Raw genomic sequence first — 18,281 nt, 5'->3', positions numbered from 1 at the left:
AATCTAATCCTCAAAGTCCAATTCAGGCACCAAACTGATGGCTCCTACAGGGCAGACTTCGTTGCAAATACCGCACCCTTTACAGTACTTCAAGTTAAACTCCATACCCGCAGTTGTCGGTTTGATGGATGAATCCGGACAGCTGATCCAACAGATAAGGCATTCCGTGCATTTGTCTGTATCTAAGATCGGACGACGGGTCCGCCAGCTACCGGTAATCATTCCTTCATTTTCGGTCTTGGGTGAAGGGACTGTTCCGGCAAACGGCACTTCCTTTGGAGCTATACTCACTGTCTTGCACCTCCTAAAAAATATTTGGTTAAGCCTAACCGGCATTAACTAATCTTTTCACTTCCACAACCTGAGCTTTGTCATAAGCAGTTTTAGCAGCCTGCTTATTGGCGATGATGCTGAGAAGATTTTCAAACGAGACAATTCCGGTAGCCTTGACCACTGCCGCCGCCAAAGGAGCTCCAAGTCCTTTACCGATACCGGAGGCATCCGTTGCACCCTCGGCCCCGGAGAGCGTGATAATTGATTTAGCTAAGCTTGAAGCATCAACTGTGATGATTGATTTAAGATTTTCAGTGCCTGTGGTGATGAATTTGAACAGATATTCGGCAGGTCTTTTTGTGTTAACAACCAGGACGGCACCAGGTCTGATACCTTCTAAGATGTCAACCCCTTTGACCAGAGTCTCTTCGGTCAGCACCACAATATCAGGGGTTTCGTTTTCATACACATATTTCGATTCAATCGGCTGATCACTAATTTTCCCGTAAGCACGCACCGGAACATAGATGCGGTCTGGCAAATCAACATAGTTTTCCCAAGCTTGAACATACTTCCCTTCCTTGGCTGCGGCTTCAGTCAAGGCGACAACGACGTCGCGGGCTTCCTTGTTCTCATAAACTCCCCGGGCCCAAACCGTAATTTGTTTTAGGCCTGGCTCTTCAAACAATTTGTTGCTTGACACCATTTTAGCCTCCTCTCCAAAATCACCTTAACACTTCGACTGTTTTTCTCCCGGTCTTCTTCGGTTCACCTCCTTCAATTTCACCCCGAGGGGTAATTTCTGCTAGGGCCTTGCTGAATATCATTTGATCTATCTTGACCCTTGTGTCTTGTCCCATTGATTGTCTCAAGGCAATAAATGAGGCTTTATGACACAAGGTAGCCAATTCTGCACCGTTCATCCCCTTTGTGAGTTCTGCCAGCTCACTTAAGTCCAGGTAAGGGTCAAGCGGAAGTTCCGCCGTATGGATTTTTAGGATTTCTTCGCGCTCACTGGTTTTGGGTAACGGAAAATCTAGGATATACTCAAACCGACCGGCCCTAAAGAGCACGGGATCAAGGAATTCCGGCCTGTTACTCGCTGCTAAGACGGTTACCCCTTCAACTTGATCGATCCCGTCAAACTCTAACACAAGCTGGCTGATTAGCCGTTCTGACATGCCGTTGTTGCCCTCGGCCCGCGAACGCACAAGTCCGTCAAGCTCATCAAAAAACAAAATACAGGGTGCCGTTTGCTTGGCCTTGACAAAGAGCTCATGCAGGGCTTTCTCAGCTTCGCCGAGCCAGCGAGACAAAAGGGTCGGCCCGTTGACCGTAATAAAGTTCAGTTTGGAAGCCCTGCCAATTGCCTTTGCCAAAAGAGTCTTGCCCGTTCCGGAAGCACCAGTGAGCAGTATTCCCCGCGGCGGGATAAAGTGGTATTCCTTGCACATATCCGGATTATGCAACGGCAGTTCTAATAAGAGTTGTAATGTATCCTTGACATCTACCAAGCCCCCGACTTGATCCAGGCTGATATCGGGAATTTCGGAATAGAACTCCCTCGTTGCTGAAGGTTCTACCTCACGCAAAGCAGAGTTGAAATCCTCCATCGCAACTTCAAACGATGGGATCGCGCTGTCATAATCACCCGCAGCCAGTATTTTTCTTAGTGCAGTCATACCTGCTTCTTTAGCTAAAGCTGCTAAGTCTGCGCCGACATACCCATATGTAATCTGGGCCAGATGGACTAAGTCCACATCTGCTGCCAAGGGCATGCTCCTGGTATGGATCTTGAGAATCTGCAGGCGTCCCTCTTTGTCCGGAGGGAGGATAGCGATCTCCCGGTCGAACCGCCCTGGCCTTCTCAAAGCGGTATCAAGCGCGGTCGGAATATTAGTGGCTCCGATAACTATGACCTGGCCCCTGTTTTCCAGGCCATCCATAAGTGCCAATAATTGGGCGACTACCCGTTTTTCTACTTCGCCATGGACGTCTGAACGCTTGGGTGCCACGGCATCAAGTTCATCAAGAAAGATAATGCTTGGAGCATGGCGTTTGGCTTCGTTAAAGACTTCCCGCAGCTTGGCTTCACTTTCCCCGTAGAATTTATGCATAATTTCCGGACCGTTCACATGAATGAAATGCGCCTTGGTCTCAGCTGCCACTGCCCGGGCAATTAGGGTTTTACCGGTACCGGGGGCACCATATAGGAGTATTCCTTTAGGAGCCTCAATCCCCAGTTTTCTGAAAACTTCCGGAAATCTTAAGGGAAGTTCAAGGATCTCTCTGATCTTTTGCACCTGTCTGGTAAGCCCGCCGATATCTTCATAAGTGATTCTTCCCTTATTCACTCCACTGATCTCGGGCACAGAAATATGGATTTCTGTGTCAACAGTTACAACTACCGCACCCGAAGGGGCCGTGCCCAGAACTCGGAAGCCCTTCTCCTGCTGCCCAAAAAACACCAGGGATAACTCATTGTCAATCAGCAGCGGGACACCCCTCAGGACAGTACATATCTCTTTCTCGTCTTCTTTGCGCCACTCAGAGAAGTTTTCCAAGGGCGAAAGAACAACTTTCTTGGCTTTCTTGCTCTCTGTTTTGGTAATTACCACTCTCTCATTGAGGCTAACTCCGGCATTTCTCCTAATCATGCCATCCATCTGAACAATTTGCTCTCCATATACATCGCTGAAAGCAGCTAAAACCTTGGCAGCTGTCGCTCTTGTTCCCTTAACCAGGGCAACCTCCCCGGATTTAAGTCCTAACAAGTCCATATCTTCCTTATTAAGACGAACGACTCCCTTGCGCACATCTTCTGCCAAACCTTCTTTGACTCTAAGTTCGATAATATTATCTCCTGTCAGAAGGCCCACCCCCTCTGTTTTGGTATACGGGATACCATCACAAGGATGGTTATATGTTCTCTTACTCCAGGTTCTCGCTTGTTATGGTATACGGTATGCCATAGCTCTGAAATTTAATTGCTGCCAGCGTACCAAGCATTTATGCTCGTATTAATGAATCCTGTACCGATATAAATGACTTCTATACCGGCTTGGAAAATCCTTTAATTATTTTACAGTATATTACACTACTATTCGACATAAAATTCTGACTCTAACCGAGTAATACTTTCTTTGCTAACTAAAGATATTTGCTGTCGTATCCGGGTATACTTTATCCGATGGCTAAGTGTCACTACGACTTCCGCTTCTTAAGCGGAAGATAAGTGTCACTAAGCCCCTGGATAAGTGCAACTAAACTTCATTCAAAGTAAGTTTTCTTTATCCGATGGCTAAGTGCCACCAAAAGACTCCCGCTTTCACTTTTCCTTTATCACCGAGGAGATGGTATTATGCTGACGTTAAGTTCCAAGGGTTACCGTGCATCCAGGAAGTTTCAACTCAAATACGGGTTTGCTGCTCAATTGCTAGCAGACGGTTTAGCCCTTGCACTGAATCATGACCAGCTCGCCGAGTTCTTGGATACTACCCCTGCTGAGCTTGATCAGTTTTTTGCCCGGATCAATCGTCAGCGCTAGCAATTCGCTCAGCCGCATTACAGATATTGAACATTTCGATGTAATGCCACTCAACGGAGCCGTATCAGTATTATTTGGTATACGGGATGCCATCTGCCTTACTTATATCAACTATATTCCCGATTTGCCAAACCTATTCCTCCAGAAAGCTATTCCTCTTTAAAGTGATTCATCATGTAAGCTTCGAGGTAAGCGTCACGTGAGTTTTCAACGTGTTTAACGGCCATGCTTTCAGCTTGTTTCGTATCACGGTTGCGCAAGGAATTAAGAACCTCCTGGTGTTCCTTGAGGGCTTTCTCCGTCCGTCCGGGTTTGGTATACCCTATCTGAGCAAACTTTCTTATATATTCCCCTAATGTGCTCAGCAAATCGTACAAGCGCGGGCTCTCGGCTGCACGGTAAATGGTTTCGTGAAATTTGTCATGAAGCGTGTTTACCTTTTTCACATTCCCCTTTTGATGCTCCTGATTTATTTGCTCCAAAAGGTATTCCAGCCGTTCAATTTGTTTATCCTCGATCTTCTCAGCCGCAAAGCGGCAGATCAAACCTTCCAGAACACTGCGGATTGCAAGTATTTCCATTACTTCTTCTTTGCTAAACCCTGCCACTACCACTCCCTTGCGTGGGATATGGACTACCAACCTCTCGAGTTCCAGTTTACGGATCGCTTCCCGAATAGGAGTGCGGCTAATCCCGAGCTTTTCTGCGATATCCCGCTCAACAAGGCGTTCTCCCGGCCTGAGTTTGCCGTCTAAAATTGCATTGCGCAGAGTGGAAAAAACAGTTTCTCTGATAGGGCCAAAATCATCGAGTTTAATCGGAGTTAATTGGTTTTTCAAGTTTGGATCACCTCTTTAGTATACGGTATACGGCATCCGGTATACCATCCATCTTACATATTTAATTCTTGAGCTTTTCCCTAATAAGGTTATTGTATCAAAAACTCATCCAAAAATAAATACTTATTTCGAAATTTTTTCCAATCAATAGTGCAGCAGCAACTCGGTAATAAAGCGGTACCTTGCTTAATTCGGGAAAAAACAGAGCCCTCACTCATGTATAAACATGGTGAGAGCTTATAACACCTGACACTATTTCACATTCTTTAAGGCCTTTTCCCCAAATTCCCTGGTCACCACTTTTTCATAAGGGGCAATTTTGTTCAGTTCTCCTGCATCCTTAATAATATCCTGTAGGAGATAGAAGTCATTCTCATTAAGAATGGGGTCTTTTTTCCAGGTATTCTGTTCTTGATAGCGTTTGATGGCACTAATAAGAATCTCATCACTGTCATTAGTGAACTGGGGCTTAATGGCAGTGGCGATTTCTTCGGGAGAATGGCTTGCTACCCAGCGCTGTCCTTTGTAAATCGCATTCGTGAATTTTTGAATCAGTTGCGGGTTATTCGCGATAGTGCTCTTCTTCGTGAAATAGGCGGTATATGGAATTTCCCCGCTCTCCTTGCCTAGGGATGCTACAATGTATGCTTTGCCCTCTTTTTCCATGGTTGAAGCCGTGGGCTCGAAGATAATGACATAATCCCCTTTGCCACCCATAAAGGCCCCTGGCATGGCTGCAAATTGCATCGTAGTGTCGATGGAAACATCTTTTTCAAGCGTCAGTCCGTTTTTACTCAATACATATTGGAGAACAATGGCCGGCATTCCACCCTTGCGCCCGCCGATGACGCTCTTCCCTTTGAGATCACTCCATTTAAAATCGGGATTAGGCTCTCTGCCCATCAGGAAGGTTCCGTCCCCATTTGTGAGCTGGGCAAATACCACACTATAGTCCTCTTTGCCCTCGTTAAAAACGTACACACTGGCTTCAGGTCCCGCAAAGCCAATATCCACTTGCCCAGAAAGGACCGCTGTCATGACTTTGTCAGCCCCTTGGCCATTCGTGAGCTCAATATCCAGTCCTTCTTCCTTAAAGAACCCCTGGGTCAGAGCTACATACTGCGGAGCATAAAAGATAGAGTGCGTGACTTCTGAAAGCTTAACTTTAGTTAACTCACTCTGATTGCCACACCCTGACAGAATCAACGAAATTCCTAGGAGCAGCACGATAAGTATGGGCATGAACCGTTTCATAAGTATCCTCCCCTTTAAGTCTTTTAATTTAATGTAATTTTGCAATGTTATGTCTCGATTTCAGGGATTTTTCACTTCCCTTTGTTTTTAACTAAGAGCTTTTCAAAGTAAACCACCCCCTGGTACATTAAGGCTGCCGCCACACCCAGAATAATTACACTTGTCATAACCAGGTCCAACTTGAACACTTGACCCCCGTAGACGATAAGGTAGCCCAAACCGGCTTTGGATACTAAAAACTCGCCCACGATGACCCCGACCCAGGATAACCCAACGTTAATCTTAAGGGCATTTATGATAGTCGGGAACGAGGCCGGAAGTAATACCTTCGTAAGAACCTGGAATTTCGTCCCACCAAAGGTTTGCACCAGCTTGATCTTTTCCTGGTCAATCGCTAAAAATCCGTTTAACACCTCCAAAACTGTGACAATAAGAGAAATTGCCAGCGTCATGACAATGATTGCTGCTGGACCAGCCCCTATCCACACGATAAATATCGGTCCGAGTGCAATTTTCGGCAGACTATTGAGCACGACTAAATAAGGTTCTAAGACTTTGGACAGGAATTCTGACCACCATAAGATCACAGCGATGATCGTGCCCAAAAGTGTACCCAGCACAAAACCGATGACTGTTTCAAGACAGGTAATGCCAATGTGTTGGAACAAGACCCCCTGTTCATATAAATTAATGATGGTTTTAATGACCCGCGATGGCTGGCTGGTAATAAATGAGTCCACAATGTTTGCTCTGGCACAGATTTCCCACAGTGCTAAGGCCACAATTAAGATCAGCGCTTGTGTTAACCGAACCCTAATCTTCCCCATCCTGACGCGTCGCAAGTATTCTTTATGTTCTGGTGAAGCTTGCATGGACATTTCTTGCGCAGAGTAGGATGAAACTGCATCATTTTTGTAAGAAACAGCGGAAGCCTCTGCCATGGCCGGAGTGTTTTCATACTTCAGATCAGACATGGACATCAAGCTCCTTCCATATTTTTTGGAAATAATAGCGAAACTCCGGAGCCTCGCGGGAGGTTAGAGGGGTCCTTGCTTCAATACTTAAGCTGATGGAATAAATGTTTTTTACCGTTCCCGGTCTTTTGGAGAGGACAATCACTCGGTCTGCCATGCTGATGCTTTCAGCAATGTCATGAGTTACAAGAATGGCGGTTTTATTTTCTTTTTTAATAATGGCAAAGATGTCATCATTGACTACCAGTCTTGTTTGATAATCAAGTGCGGAAAAAGCCTCATCCAGGAGAAGAATTTCAGGATCTGTCACCAGGGTTCGTATCAGAGCCACCCTTTGCCTCATCCCTCCGGAAAGCTGGGTGGGATACTTATTTCGAAATTCATACAGGCCATAGGTCTGCAGCAATTTTAATGCATGCTCTTTAGCCTCGGGTGTCACAGCTTTTCTTATTTCAAGCCCGAGCATTACATTCTCAAAAATGGTTCTCCAGTCAAGAAGGTGATCCTTTTGCAGCATATATCCTATTTTTGCGGAAGTCCCCCTAACCTTTTCCCCGCTGAGCAAAACGGTTCCCGCAGTCGCAGCAAGCAGCCCTGAAATAATGGATAAAAGGGTGGATTTGCCGCAGCCGCTGGGGCCGACAATACACACAAATTCCCCCTCTTGCACTGAAAAGTTAATATTTTCAAGAGCGTTTATTTCCCCATTGAGAGACTGATACTTCATGCTCAAGTTATGTACCTCAACCACAGGTTTCATGGCACTCCCCCCTCAGTGTCTCGATCTTTAATAGTGTATTGGCAAAGGCATTATTGCGTGAGTAATGGGGATAACGAAATAGCCTTCATCTGTCTTGTGGGACAGATAAAGGCTAAGCAGTAAAACGCCCTAATTCCTATATTAGGGACGCTGATGGGTTAATTGCCCGGCAGCAAGGGTAGTTCAAGCTTGGATGCTGGCAATATTTTTCACCTGACTATACAAGGCTTTTATACACCCCATAGAGAAGAATAAGATTTATAATTAAGCATACTGGAACCCCAACCATAAACTTCAAGTGCTTGGTCTTATGCCTAAAAATTTTCATTCCTAATAAGACTCCCAAAGCTCCCATGAAAAAAGCCACCGTTAAAAGGTGGTGTTCACTAATCCTCCATCTGTTTGTAACAGCCTTAAATTTATCTAAACCCATGATTGCAAAAGTTATAACATTCCAGCTTAGATATAGGATTAGCATAATCTCTATCGTCTTTGCTCCCACTCATCTTTCCCCTATCCCACATTGAACGTACCAATTAAATCGTTGCACTTGAAAGTTCTATGACCCCGCTATTAATTTTATTTTTATAAAGCTCAATAAATGCTTCAACTAAAATTGGATCAAATTGTGTACCCTTGTGTTTCCTTAGCTCTTCGAGTGCTTGTCCAAGTGTTCTTGCAGAGCGGTACGGGCGTCTTGAAGTGATAGCGTCTACCATATCGGCTATGCTTACGATACGCGCCAAAAAAGGAATGGACTCCCCTCTTAACCCATCAGGATAACCCGTTCCATCATAATGCTCATGGTGATGTCTGATAATTGGCAGAATTTCTTTCGTAAAATTGAGCCTTGAGCAAATTGTTTCTCCGCGCTCAGGATGAGACTTCATGATTAACCACTCGTCACTGGTTAAAATACTGGGCTTATTCAAAATCGCATCCGGAATGCCGATCTTCCCGATATCGTGTAAAATTGCTGCACGATATAAATGGACCTGATCGGTCTCGCCTAAATTAAGATAGCGAGCAAGCTCCAGTGAATATTCAGCGACCCGCTCCGAATGTCCATGAGTGTAGGCATCCTTTGATTCCATGGCAAGCGTCAAGGTGAAAATAATGTTTTGCGACTCGTCAAGTGCCAACAGAGATTCCTGCAACTTGGAGTTTGTCCGCTTCAATTGGTGATTTGTTTGTTCTAATTCACCTTTTTGGCATTCAATCGTTTTCTTACTCAAGAAGTCCGCTATTTTGGAATAATAGAGGACGATAGATAAAAACAGACTTAACAATGCCAGGACAGTGCCATTAATATAATGCCCCCTTAACATGGCTGGGTTTTGCTGAACGAAGGTGATTCCCACTAAAAAAACTAAATAAGAAGTTAGAAAAACCCTAAGGCTTGCCCATGGTCTAAGGTAAGCGAAGACGGAAATTATTATTGACCCCAAGATATAAACTGTAATCTGTCCATGAATTAGTTGATCAACAATTGAAATCAAGGTGCAAATAATCGTTATCGAATAAGTAACAAGTATTATATAAAAAGAGCGCCACCGCATATGATTGGAGTTGCTATTCCGTGCCAATAACAATAAAGGCAAAAGGGCAAGCATGCTGCACAATAAAAGTAAATGGACATAGAATAACCATTTATAGCCTGGAATTGAAAGCCAGAGACCTTTTTGTTTGTTTAGAAAATCCGTGCCAAGTAAAATTATTGACCCGAATATTAATATGAAAGTTAAGTTCCGCAAACGGTAAAAATTGATGCTAATAAGTTCTTGATCGAACTCAAGTTTTTGAGCCTCAGGTATATACAAGTGCTTTAGGCCAGTAAAAAAGTTTAATGCCTTAGCTAACATAAATTAAACATCCTAACTTAAACTTTTTTCAAATACCTTAGTGAAAAACTTAACTTTCTCCATATAAGTAATAATTTTATTTAGATAAGTTTCATCGATAATCGGCCAAACGAAGCCCAATTTATGCAAGTAAGTGTTTGTAAATGTCGAATCCACAGCTATACTATTACCATAATCTAATTTCTCGTTAATTACAAGCTCTGAAATAATGCCACTTAATATTTCCTTGCCTATTTTAGTTTTTGACAAATGATTAATATAAATATTAAAATCAATATCTTCTAATATTTCAAATGCAATATCTAAATTCTTCAAAATTCGCAAGAAATCGTCGGTAGTTATTTTCTTATTATTAAATATATGGAAAGCCAGTCCATTCGTTTGGTTAACATTAACGATTTTTATAATTGCCTGGGCACAGTAATCAACGGGTGTTAACTCTAAGCTCTGCCCCCTAAAACTAGTCGGCACAACCTTTAGGGTAAAAAGGGATTTAAGTCTCCGGTAAAACGCGTTTTTTTCAATGTTAATTTGAAAATGACCGTCTGAGTAGCGCCCAGTTAAAATTCCCACTCTAAAAATCGTTGCACGTAAGCCTTGTCTTTGGGCTTTGAAAACTTGGTTTTCCGCATCGAACTTACTTTGGACATAAACATTAGATCTATAATCCTGCCCAATAAAAAAGTCATTTTCCTTAAATACGACCTCGGGTTTTTTATAATCCAGTTTGAAATTACCTGAAACACTAACTGTGGAGAGATGGTTAAGTCTCTTATTAAACTTTAAGCAAAAGTTAATTATTTCAGAGGTTCCTTCCACATTAACTTTCTCAAAGTTAGTAAACTGACCATAATGGTCAACCAAGGCGGCACTGTGAATTACGGTTTGAACCTTTCTAGCCAGGGAATGATAATCACCTTCTGTAAAACCAAAATTTTTCTTGGTGATATCCCCATTTAAGACAATAATCCGTTTAAGATAAATAGAAGGAAAGGCAGGGAAATAGAAGTTTATCATGTCATGCAGCCTCTGTTTCGCGTTACTTCCCCGCACAAGGCAATAGATTTCACATCTTGACTGCTCCAACAATTCTCTAAGCAAGTGTATCCCCAGAAAACCGGTCGTACCAGTTAGTAAGACGTTCCCAATGTCCATAGGCTTTAGATCATATCCATCCGCTAATTCCCATTTATCATGAAAGATTTCGTCCTCCGTAATGCCATTGAGCTCAGCCCCACTTTTAATCTTAGCCGCTAGACTCCTAATTGTCGGACATTCATAAAAATCTTGGGCACTAAGTTTCCATCCCTCGGATAAGGCTACAGACATTATCTCGAGAATTGATAAGGAATCTCCTCCTAGAGCAAACAGGTTATCGTCAATTCCTACTTTTTCAAGCTGAAGTGCTTCAGCCCACAAAGAGGCTAACTTAAACTCAGTATCATTGCGCGGAGCAACATATATACTGGATTTCTGCACGCTAGGAATCTCCAAGCGTTCGGATAGCGATTTGCGATCCAGCTTCCCGTTCGGAGTGAGTGGCAAATGTTCAAGCCAGATAAACCAGGCCGGAATCATATAGTTCGGTAAAGATTTTAATAAATGCAATTTTAGCTCTTCATCAGAAATCTCTCTTTTACCGGTTAAATAAGCACATAAATATTTTTTACCCGTTTTATCTTCTCTAACGGTTACAACAGCTTCGTTTATCAACGCATGTTCTACAAGATGGGCCTCAATTTCCCCCAGCTCAATTCTGAACCCTCTGATCTTTACTTGGTTATCATTTCGACCTAAAAATTCTATGTCACCGTTGCTCAGCCATCTCCCTAAATCACCGGTTTTATACATTTTCTTGCCAGGGTTAAATGGATTATCCAAGAATCGTTCTAACGTTAAATCCGGATTATTTAGATACCCTAAAGATACCCCATCGCCGGCAATAAAGATTTCTCCGACCGAACCAATGGGGACAGGAGCCAAATACTCATCAAGCATATAGATTTGCGTGTTGGCAATTGGCCTGCCGATCGTGATTTTTTCATTTGAAGTAATCTTTTTCATGGTTGACCAGACTGTAGTTTCAGTAGGACCATACATATTAAAGATTTGGGCGCGTGTCACTTGCTCAAGCTCAGGCAGCAAAGAGCCCGGGAACTCTTCCCCTCCTATTAAGACATAGGACAAACGGGATAGGGCTTTTTGATCATGTCCCTCATCCAGAATTAGTTTCATTCTTGATGGGGTGGCTTGGATGATATCTACTTGATACTTACTGATCAGGTTCCGCAATAGCTTAGGCATGATCTGCTCATCCTCATTCGCAATAACAACCCGCATCCCTCGGGCAAGCGGCAAAATTGTCTCTAAAAAGAAAATGTCAAAGGAAATCGTAGTCAAGGAAAGCATCGTTTTGCCTTCTAAGTCGATCGCATTAGCAATCCCATGGATTAAATTACATAAAGCACTATGTGGTACCATAACCCCTTTCGGGTTACCTGTGGAACCTGATGTGTAAAGTACATAGGCCAGGTCATTCGGTTCAGCCGCCTTTTCTATATTACTTCCATCAAACCCTTTGTAAATTATTGTGTTTGCGAACGAGATGTGCTCAAACTGGCAATTGAAATCTTTGTCTTCCTCATAATCTATGTTCGTAAGGATAAGCCTGACATCACTTTGCTTAAATATGTAAGCAATCCTGTTATCCGGGTAACTTGGATCAACAGGAAGATAGGCGGCCCCGGCTTTAAGTATCCCTAGAATTCCAACCACCATTTCCAAGGATCTCTTTACCAATAAACCTACGATGGCATTGCGCCCTACTCCCCGGGCACGAAGGTAATGGGCAAGCTGATTGGCTTTATGATTAAGCTCAGCATTGGTTAGACTTTTACCCTCAAATATTAATGCGGTTTTTTCCGGGGATTTGTAAACTTCATACTCAAAAAGTTCAGTTACGGTTTTTGCATCATAGATTAACTCAGTCTGGTTATGCCCTTTTAATATCATGTTCAACTCAGTTTGGGAAAGGATAGACAGCTCCGAAAGCCTCTTTCCAGGATGATCCAAGGCATCAGTAAGTAGATTGCTCAGACTTGCATGCATTTGATCGATTTCAGTTTCGTCAAAGGCTTCAAGTAAATAATCATAATCCAAAATCGGCATCCCTGTGCCAGCCCTATCACTCACAGATAGAGATAATGAATTAGTCTGCGCCCCTGAGTAGTGCCAGATTCCCTCATAATCTATGACAGAATCAAACCTTGCATTATGAAAGTTTAATATAACATCCATCAGAGTACCGGAGAATTGATGTCTTTCGCGAAAATCCTTTAAGATATTACTGTAAGGATACCTTTGATTGCGCAGGTATTTTTTTAATTCCCTAAAAGATTCGGTAACAAAGGCTGAAAAGTCTAAACCGGGGTCAATGTATATTCTGGCAGGGATATTGTGCATAAACATCCCTACGGTATTCTTTTCTATATTTCCGGAGCGGTTGAGGACCGGCGTTCCAATCACGATGTCTTTCTTCGCGGTTTTCTTGAATAAATAGAGTGCAAGCAGTGCGTAGAAAACACTGAATGAAGATACTTCGTTTAACGTACAAAAGTTTTGTAGTTTAAAGCTTATGTCAGGGGATAAGACATAACTTTTTCTTTGCGCTTTGAGATTATGTAAACCCTTTTCAGGGTGAATCTCAATGAATTCAGGCACGGTTTCGAATATACCTGACCAAAAACTTCTTTGCTTGGCGAAGCGCTCGGAGTCTATAAATTTCAATTCAGTGTTTATATGATCGATAAGAGAAGGTTCTACGGCATCATCCCTGTCCACTCCATTTTTTAGAAACCAATACTCCTGAAGTACCTTTCTTATCACCAACACTACGCCCCAAGCATCAACAATGATATGATGAAGATTTAAAAAAAACACGGTTTTATCAAATAGTTTAATTATGGCGAAGTGAAATAATTCAGAGTCAATTAGCGCAAAGGGCTCTTCGGTTTTTTCCTGTACCCATAGCTTAAAATCTTCTTCTCCGCTTTGATAGCAAAAATCCAAAGTATCAACGTCTCTACTTTCAAACTCAGCAAAGTATTGCCTGGGCGTACCGTCAGAGTTAACGATTCTGATTCTGAGAGCGTCATTTTGCTTTATGACTAAATTTATTGCTTTGTTCATCAACTTGATATCAACATACTCATGGATCGTTGCAGTTGCAGCTAAATTTGCTTGACTCGTGTAAGGATACAGATTATCTGCTACCCAAATGGATTTTTGAGCATTAGTCAACGTATAGAGTTCTTGATGCATTTCGAAGCCCCTCCAAAAAATTAAGAAAATTTCACATAGTTACTAGGTAACAAATTCGACAAATCAATAATAAATCCTTCAGGTCTTGACCATGCGTTGGCAGGAATTAGCCTTAATCTCCCCGAATCATGTAGATAGATTTCGGTAAAAAAATCCTCTTCATTCATGTTCGGATTTTTCAATTTAAGCCAGAGAGGACTGAGGGATTTTGAACTTCATCCGCTTGCTGAAATTCGGTAAACAACCCATTCACACGGACAAAATTCCCCGCTTGTCTCCCTGGCCCATCACTTTAATTTACGCTTTCCTTAGCACCCTGTGGATTCTTTTCTCCGACCGGCTGCTCGGTCTGTTTGTGACAGACCACAGGCTTTACGTGGTTTTATCCACCGTTAAGGGCTGGTTTTTTGTCGCTATCAGCGCCTTCTTGCTTTATGCTTTGCTCCGGAACACGGCCCGCAACATTGCTACCGCGGCCCGCTCTGTCGAAAAACACCTCCAGGACTTAGGCGCAGCTTACCACTCCCTGGAAAACGCTCATACCGAATTAGCAGCCACTTCAAGTGAACTGGCTGCTGCCCAGGACGAAGCTGCCCTCCGCCTCCAAGAAATCACCAAGCGTGACGCCTATCTGAAACTGGTTTACGATGGCATCTCTGCCGGCCTTTTGCTTCAAAATCCGGCAGGCCAGGCACTGCAGGTCAACAAATCCTTCTGTCACTTATTTTTCGGGCAACCCTGCAGCCCGAGTCCTAATCTCTCCGTCTGGCCGGAAGGGATATTAAGCGATCATGATGGAACACCTTTTCATTGGTCCAATCTGCCTGCCCGTGCTCTAAGCACGGCTGATCCCAGCCAACCTTTGGAAATCCGTCTCCAGCATCCTGACCATCCTAACCGCTGGTTCTTGCTCCACACCGACCGACTCGCCGCTCCTGACGGCGGTTCTCAATATCTGAGCACCTTCATGGAAATCACAGAACAAAAGCGCCTGACCCTACAGGAAGAGATTCTCTCCGGAATAGACCGTTTGCTTCTGGCCAACGAGTCCTTGACCACAGTCTGGCAATTTCTCTGTGACCGCTTTGTCCAAGATTTAGGTTATCCCGGAGCCTGGGTGGGCACGAAGGAGGAAGACGGCTCGATCATCTTATGTGCCCAGGCAGGGGTATCAACCGGTGGCGACCTGACCGTGCGCTGGGATGACTCCCCTTATGGACAAGGGTCTGCCGGTTTAGCCATACGTACCAAAGAACCGCAGCTCTTTTATCTTCCCGACCACCCGTTGTTTGCTCCCTGGGCCAACTTCCATGCGGAACACAAGCTTAATTGGATTTTTTCCCTTCCCATCGAGCACGGAGGGGAAGCCGTGGCTGTGCTCGTACTCTACGGAAGAGCGGATGAATGTTTCTCCCCCCCTTGCCGCTTGTCTCTACAAAATTTTGCCCTCAAGATGCGCATAGCCTTGGCCCAAGCCATAGAACAAGAACACTTGCTCCGTTTACGTTTTCTCGCGGATCAAGTTAATGATCTTCTGTTTACCATCCGTCCTGATGGCCGTATTGTCGAAGCCAATGCGGCTGCTGAACGAATTTACGGAATCAGCCGGACAGACTTGGTCAAGATGAGCATGCAAGACCTTCGGGCTCCCGACACCTTGGCGGAAATCCCGAAACAAATGGCCAGCGTGCTAAAAGAGGGCTCAATTCTCTTCACGACCCGCCACCGTGACAAGGACGGCAACTCCATTCCCGTGGAAGTAAGCGCCCGGGCCGTCCCTGGCAAAGAGGGCGTCCTCATCCTGGTCGTTATCCGGGACATCCGGGAACGCCTGGCAGCCCAAGAGCAGCTTGAGGCCAGTGAGGCCCGGTACCGCACCATGTTCCAACACATGAGCAATGCGGTGATTGTTTTAGAAGCAATCAATGACGGAGAAGATTTCATCGTTAAAGAGTTTAACCCCGCCGCCGAACGGGTCGAGCACTTGTCGCGCTCCGAGGTCATCGGCCAGACAGTGACGACATTTTTCCCTAAGTCCGATGAGCTTGGCTTTTTAGATGCCTTCCGCCAGGTCTGGCAGAGCGGGAAACCCATCCATCTTCCGGCCACTTTTTGTGATAACGAGCGTATCATCGGCTGGCGGGAGCACGAAATCTACCGTTTGCCTTCCCACGAGATAGTAGTTCTCTATGAGGACATTACTCCACGCAAGCTGGCTGAAGAGGCCTTATGGCAAGAAACAGAACGGGCTCAGGTGACCCTGGACTCCATTGGTGACGCTGTGATCACCACCGATGTGCATGGGGTCGTGGACTACCTCAACCCTGTGGCCGAAAAGTTGACGGGGTGGAAACAAGAAGAGGCCACGGGACAGGACCTAGAGAAAGTTTTTATGATTTATAATGAACAAACCGGGGCCACCGTAGAGAACCCGGTAACACGCTGCCTGCGGGAAGGCACTATTATCGGATTGGCCAATCATACCGTGCTCGCGCACCACCATGGCCGCCGATTTGCCATCGAAGACACGGCAGCCCCCATCCGCAGCCACAACGGTCACATCATCGGTGCGGTGCTTGTTTTCCACGATGTCAGCGACAAACGCATTTTACTGCGCCAACTGGTTTATCAAGAACAGCACGACGCTTTGACCGGACTCCCCAATTTGCTCCTCTTCCGGGAACATCTGACTCAAGCCATAAGCTTAGCGCACCTTGAGCAGAAATTGGCTGCTGTCTTAGCATTGAACCTGGATCGTTATAAACTGATCAATGATACTTTCGGCCACAGCCAAGGAGATATTCTCTTGCAAGAAATCTCCCGCCGTCTGGTCAGCGCGCTGCCGCCAGAAGTTACTTTGGCCCGCCAGGGAGGGGATGAATTTTTAGTCCTTCTACCTCTGGTTGAGCGTGAACGGGATATCGCCAGAACCGCCGACGACCTTCTTGCTGCCTTCTCCCAGGCTTTTCGGCTTGAGGGCAAGGAGCTGTATATTAGTGCTACCGCTGGTATTAGCATTTACCCCACCGATGGCAGCAGCCCGGAGATCCTGCTGCAGCACGCCAATACCGCCCTGCACCATGCCAAAGCCAATCGGCCGGGCAGTTTTAGCTTTTTTACCGTTGGCCTTAACACCCAATTTGCCCGGCGTTTCGAAATTGAAATCAATCTGCGCCGGGCTTTGGAGAACAACCAGTTTCTTCTTTATTACCAGCCGCTGGTCGATCTCCACAGCGGAAAGCTTACCGGAGTTGAAGCACTTATACGCTGGCAGCCCCCCGGGCAGGAGGTCATCCCTCCGGTCGTTTTCATCCCGGTGGCTGAGGAAACCGGCCTTATCGTACCCATCGGACGCTGGGTTCTGGAAACGGCCTGCCGCCAGGTTCTAATGTGGCAGGGCGAGAACCTGCCCGTACCTAAAGTGGCTGTTAACCTGTCTGCCCGCCAGTTTAATGAACCGGATCTAGCCCAGACGATAGCCCACACCCTGACCCAGACCGGCGTTGCTCCGTCTGCCCTAGAACTGGAAATTACGGAAAGCATGCTGCTGGACAACGAAGATCAGGCCCTCCAACTCCTGGCCGCGATAAAAGAGATGGGCATCACTATAGCCATCGACGATTTTGGCACCGGTTACTCTTCCTTTAGCTATTTGCACCGCTTGCCCGTAGACAAACTAAAAATTGACCGCAGCTTCACCACGGACATCTCCGGAGCCAGCGGTGCCAAAGTAGTCATCGGCATTATTCAATTGGCCCACAGCCTGGGACTTAAAGTCTTGGCGGAGGGTGTCGAAACACGGGAACAATTCGAATTTTTCCGCACCCATCTCTGTGATGAGATGCAAGGCTACCTGGCCTGTCGGCCTATGCCTGCTGAGGAGCTTACAGAGCTTCTAAGAAAAGGTACCTGGCCTTGGACGATCCATTCAGGAAATCACTCATAATAAACAGATTTACTGCCAGAATAACTAAATAATACCCCTGCTACCTTTTCACCTAAACTCTTTCAATGACAGAAGAGCCTAAAAAATAAAGCTAAAGCAAGCAAAGATTTATGCCTCGACTTTAGCTTTACCGATAGTAGTTCTGTTATGTTGACAGGGGTTGTCCACAATTCCCCTTGGTACGGCGAAAACTTTCCTAAAAGGCTGACATAGGCCACATTTTCGATAGACATGCTAAAACCCCCTACGGTTACCCTAAAGTCTCTTTCCCACAACGCCGATCCTTAACCCAGCTGTCGTATAACGTCCCGAGTATTCCCGACGCGTCCTAACCACATCCATCTTTGCTAAGTGTTGGGAATCACCTGTTACACGAAGTCAGGTGCCCCGCATACCAGAAGCCGCCATGGACGGCGGCTCCCCGAATAATTCCCTTTATGATAAAGCTCATGGGGCACAGCAATATTTCGACGACCTCTAACTATATTCACCTCTCAACTGGGCAT

The 18,281-nt window shown here is 45.1% G+C and carries 12 protein-coding genes; 2 read left to right on the top strand and 10 right to left on the bottom strand.

The window, feature by feature from the left end; genetic code table 11:
• Positions 1-3: 3 nt before the first annotated feature.
• The 3 genes from ACYQ2N_RS12575 to ACYQ2N_RS12565 are packed head-to-tail and all read right to left on the bottom strand — an operon-like array spanning position 4 to position 3,152.
• Entirely contained in the window at positions 4-291 is a 288-nt protein-coding gene (locus ACYQ2N_RS12575) for a 4Fe-4S binding protein (RefSeq protein ID WP_459999607.1), read from the bottom strand.
• 34 nt (positions 292-325) lie between these two features.
• Entirely contained in the window at positions 326-976 is a 651-nt protein-coding gene (locus ACYQ2N_RS12570; protein ID WP_459999605.1) for an oxalate oxidoreductase subunit delta, read from the bottom strand.
• A gap of 22 nt (positions 977-998) precedes the next feature.
• Positions 999-3,152: an AAA family ATPase gene (locus tag ACYQ2N_RS12565; RefSeq protein ID WP_459999603.1), complete on the bottom strand. Its 2,154-nt coding sequence runs from the start codon at positions 3,150-3,152 to the stop codon at positions 999-1,001.
• A gap of 482 nt (positions 3,153-3,634) precedes the next feature.
• On the opposite strand from ACYQ2N_RS12565, the gene ACYQ2N_RS12560 reads away from it, so the two are divergent.
• Positions 3,635-3,820 (top strand): hypothetical protein, encoded by a 186-nt coding sequence (locus tag ACYQ2N_RS12560; protein WP_459999601.1) that lies wholly within the window; start codon positions 3,635-3,637, stop codon positions 3,818-3,820.
• A gap of 149 nt (positions 3,821-3,969) precedes the next feature.
• Here the strand turns inward: ACYQ2N_RS12560 and ACYQ2N_RS12555 are convergent, their stop codons facing one another.
• The 7 genes from ACYQ2N_RS12555 to ACYQ2N_RS12525 form a co-directional block, all read right to left on the bottom strand.
• Positions 3,970-4,659: a GntR family transcriptional regulator gene (locus ACYQ2N_RS12555; protein WP_459999600.1), complete on the bottom strand. Its 690-nt coding sequence runs from the start codon at positions 4,657-4,659 to the stop codon at positions 3,970-3,972.
• Positions 4,660-4,911: 252 nt separating this feature from the next.
• Complete coding sequence (locus tag ACYQ2N_RS12550) at positions 4,912-5,913, bottom strand: ABC transporter substrate-binding protein (RefSeq protein ID WP_459999598.1); 1,002 nt, start codon at positions 5,911-5,913, stop codon at positions 4,912-4,914.
• Positions 5,914-5,984: 71 nt separating this feature from the next.
• On the bottom strand, positions 5,985-6,791 hold the full coding sequence (locus ACYQ2N_RS12545) for an ABC transporter permease (RefSeq protein WP_460000531.1): 807 nt from the start codon (positions 6,789-6,791) through the stop codon (positions 5,985-5,987).
• Between the two features lie 88 nt (positions 6,792-6,879).
• Positions 6,880-7,647, bottom strand: coding sequence for an ABC transporter ATP-binding protein (locus tag ACYQ2N_RS12540; protein ID WP_459999597.1), 768 nt, complete (start codon positions 7,645-7,647; stop codon positions 6,880-6,882).
• A gap of 217 nt (positions 7,648-7,864) precedes the next feature.
• Positions 7,865-8,149 (bottom strand): DUF1294 domain-containing protein, encoded by a 285-nt coding sequence (locus ACYQ2N_RS12535; protein WP_459999595.1) that lies wholly within the window; start codon positions 8,147-8,149, stop codon positions 7,865-7,867.
• A gap of 34 nt (positions 8,150-8,183) precedes the next feature.
• Positions 8,184-9,509, bottom strand: a complete 1,326-nt coding sequence (locus ACYQ2N_RS12530) for an HD-GYP domain-containing protein (RefSeq protein WP_459999593.1) — start codon at positions 9,507-9,509, stop codon at positions 8,184-8,186.
• 12 nt (positions 9,510-9,521) lie between these two features.
• The gene (locus ACYQ2N_RS12525; protein WP_459999591.1) at positions 9,522-13,829 is read right to left on the bottom strand and encodes a non-ribosomal peptide synthetase family protein; all 4,308 of its coding nucleotides are present in this window, start codon (positions 13,827-13,829) and stop codon (positions 9,522-9,524) included.
• A 208-nt stretch (positions 13,830-14,037) separates the two neighbouring features.
• On the opposite strand from ACYQ2N_RS12525, the gene ACYQ2N_RS12520 reads away from it, so the two are divergent.
• On the top strand, positions 14,038-17,775 hold the full coding sequence (locus ACYQ2N_RS12520) for a bifunctional diguanylate cyclase/phosphodiesterase (protein WP_459999590.1): 3,738 nt from the start codon (positions 14,038-14,040) through the stop codon (positions 17,773-17,775).
• The last annotated feature ends 506 nt before the right edge of the window (positions 17,776-18,281 follow it).

The organism is Paradesulfitobacterium aromaticivorans, assembly GCF_054657415.1.
The sequence above is the reverse complement of the archived record's forward strand: the minus strand, read 5'-3'. Positions and strand labels throughout refer to the sequence as shown.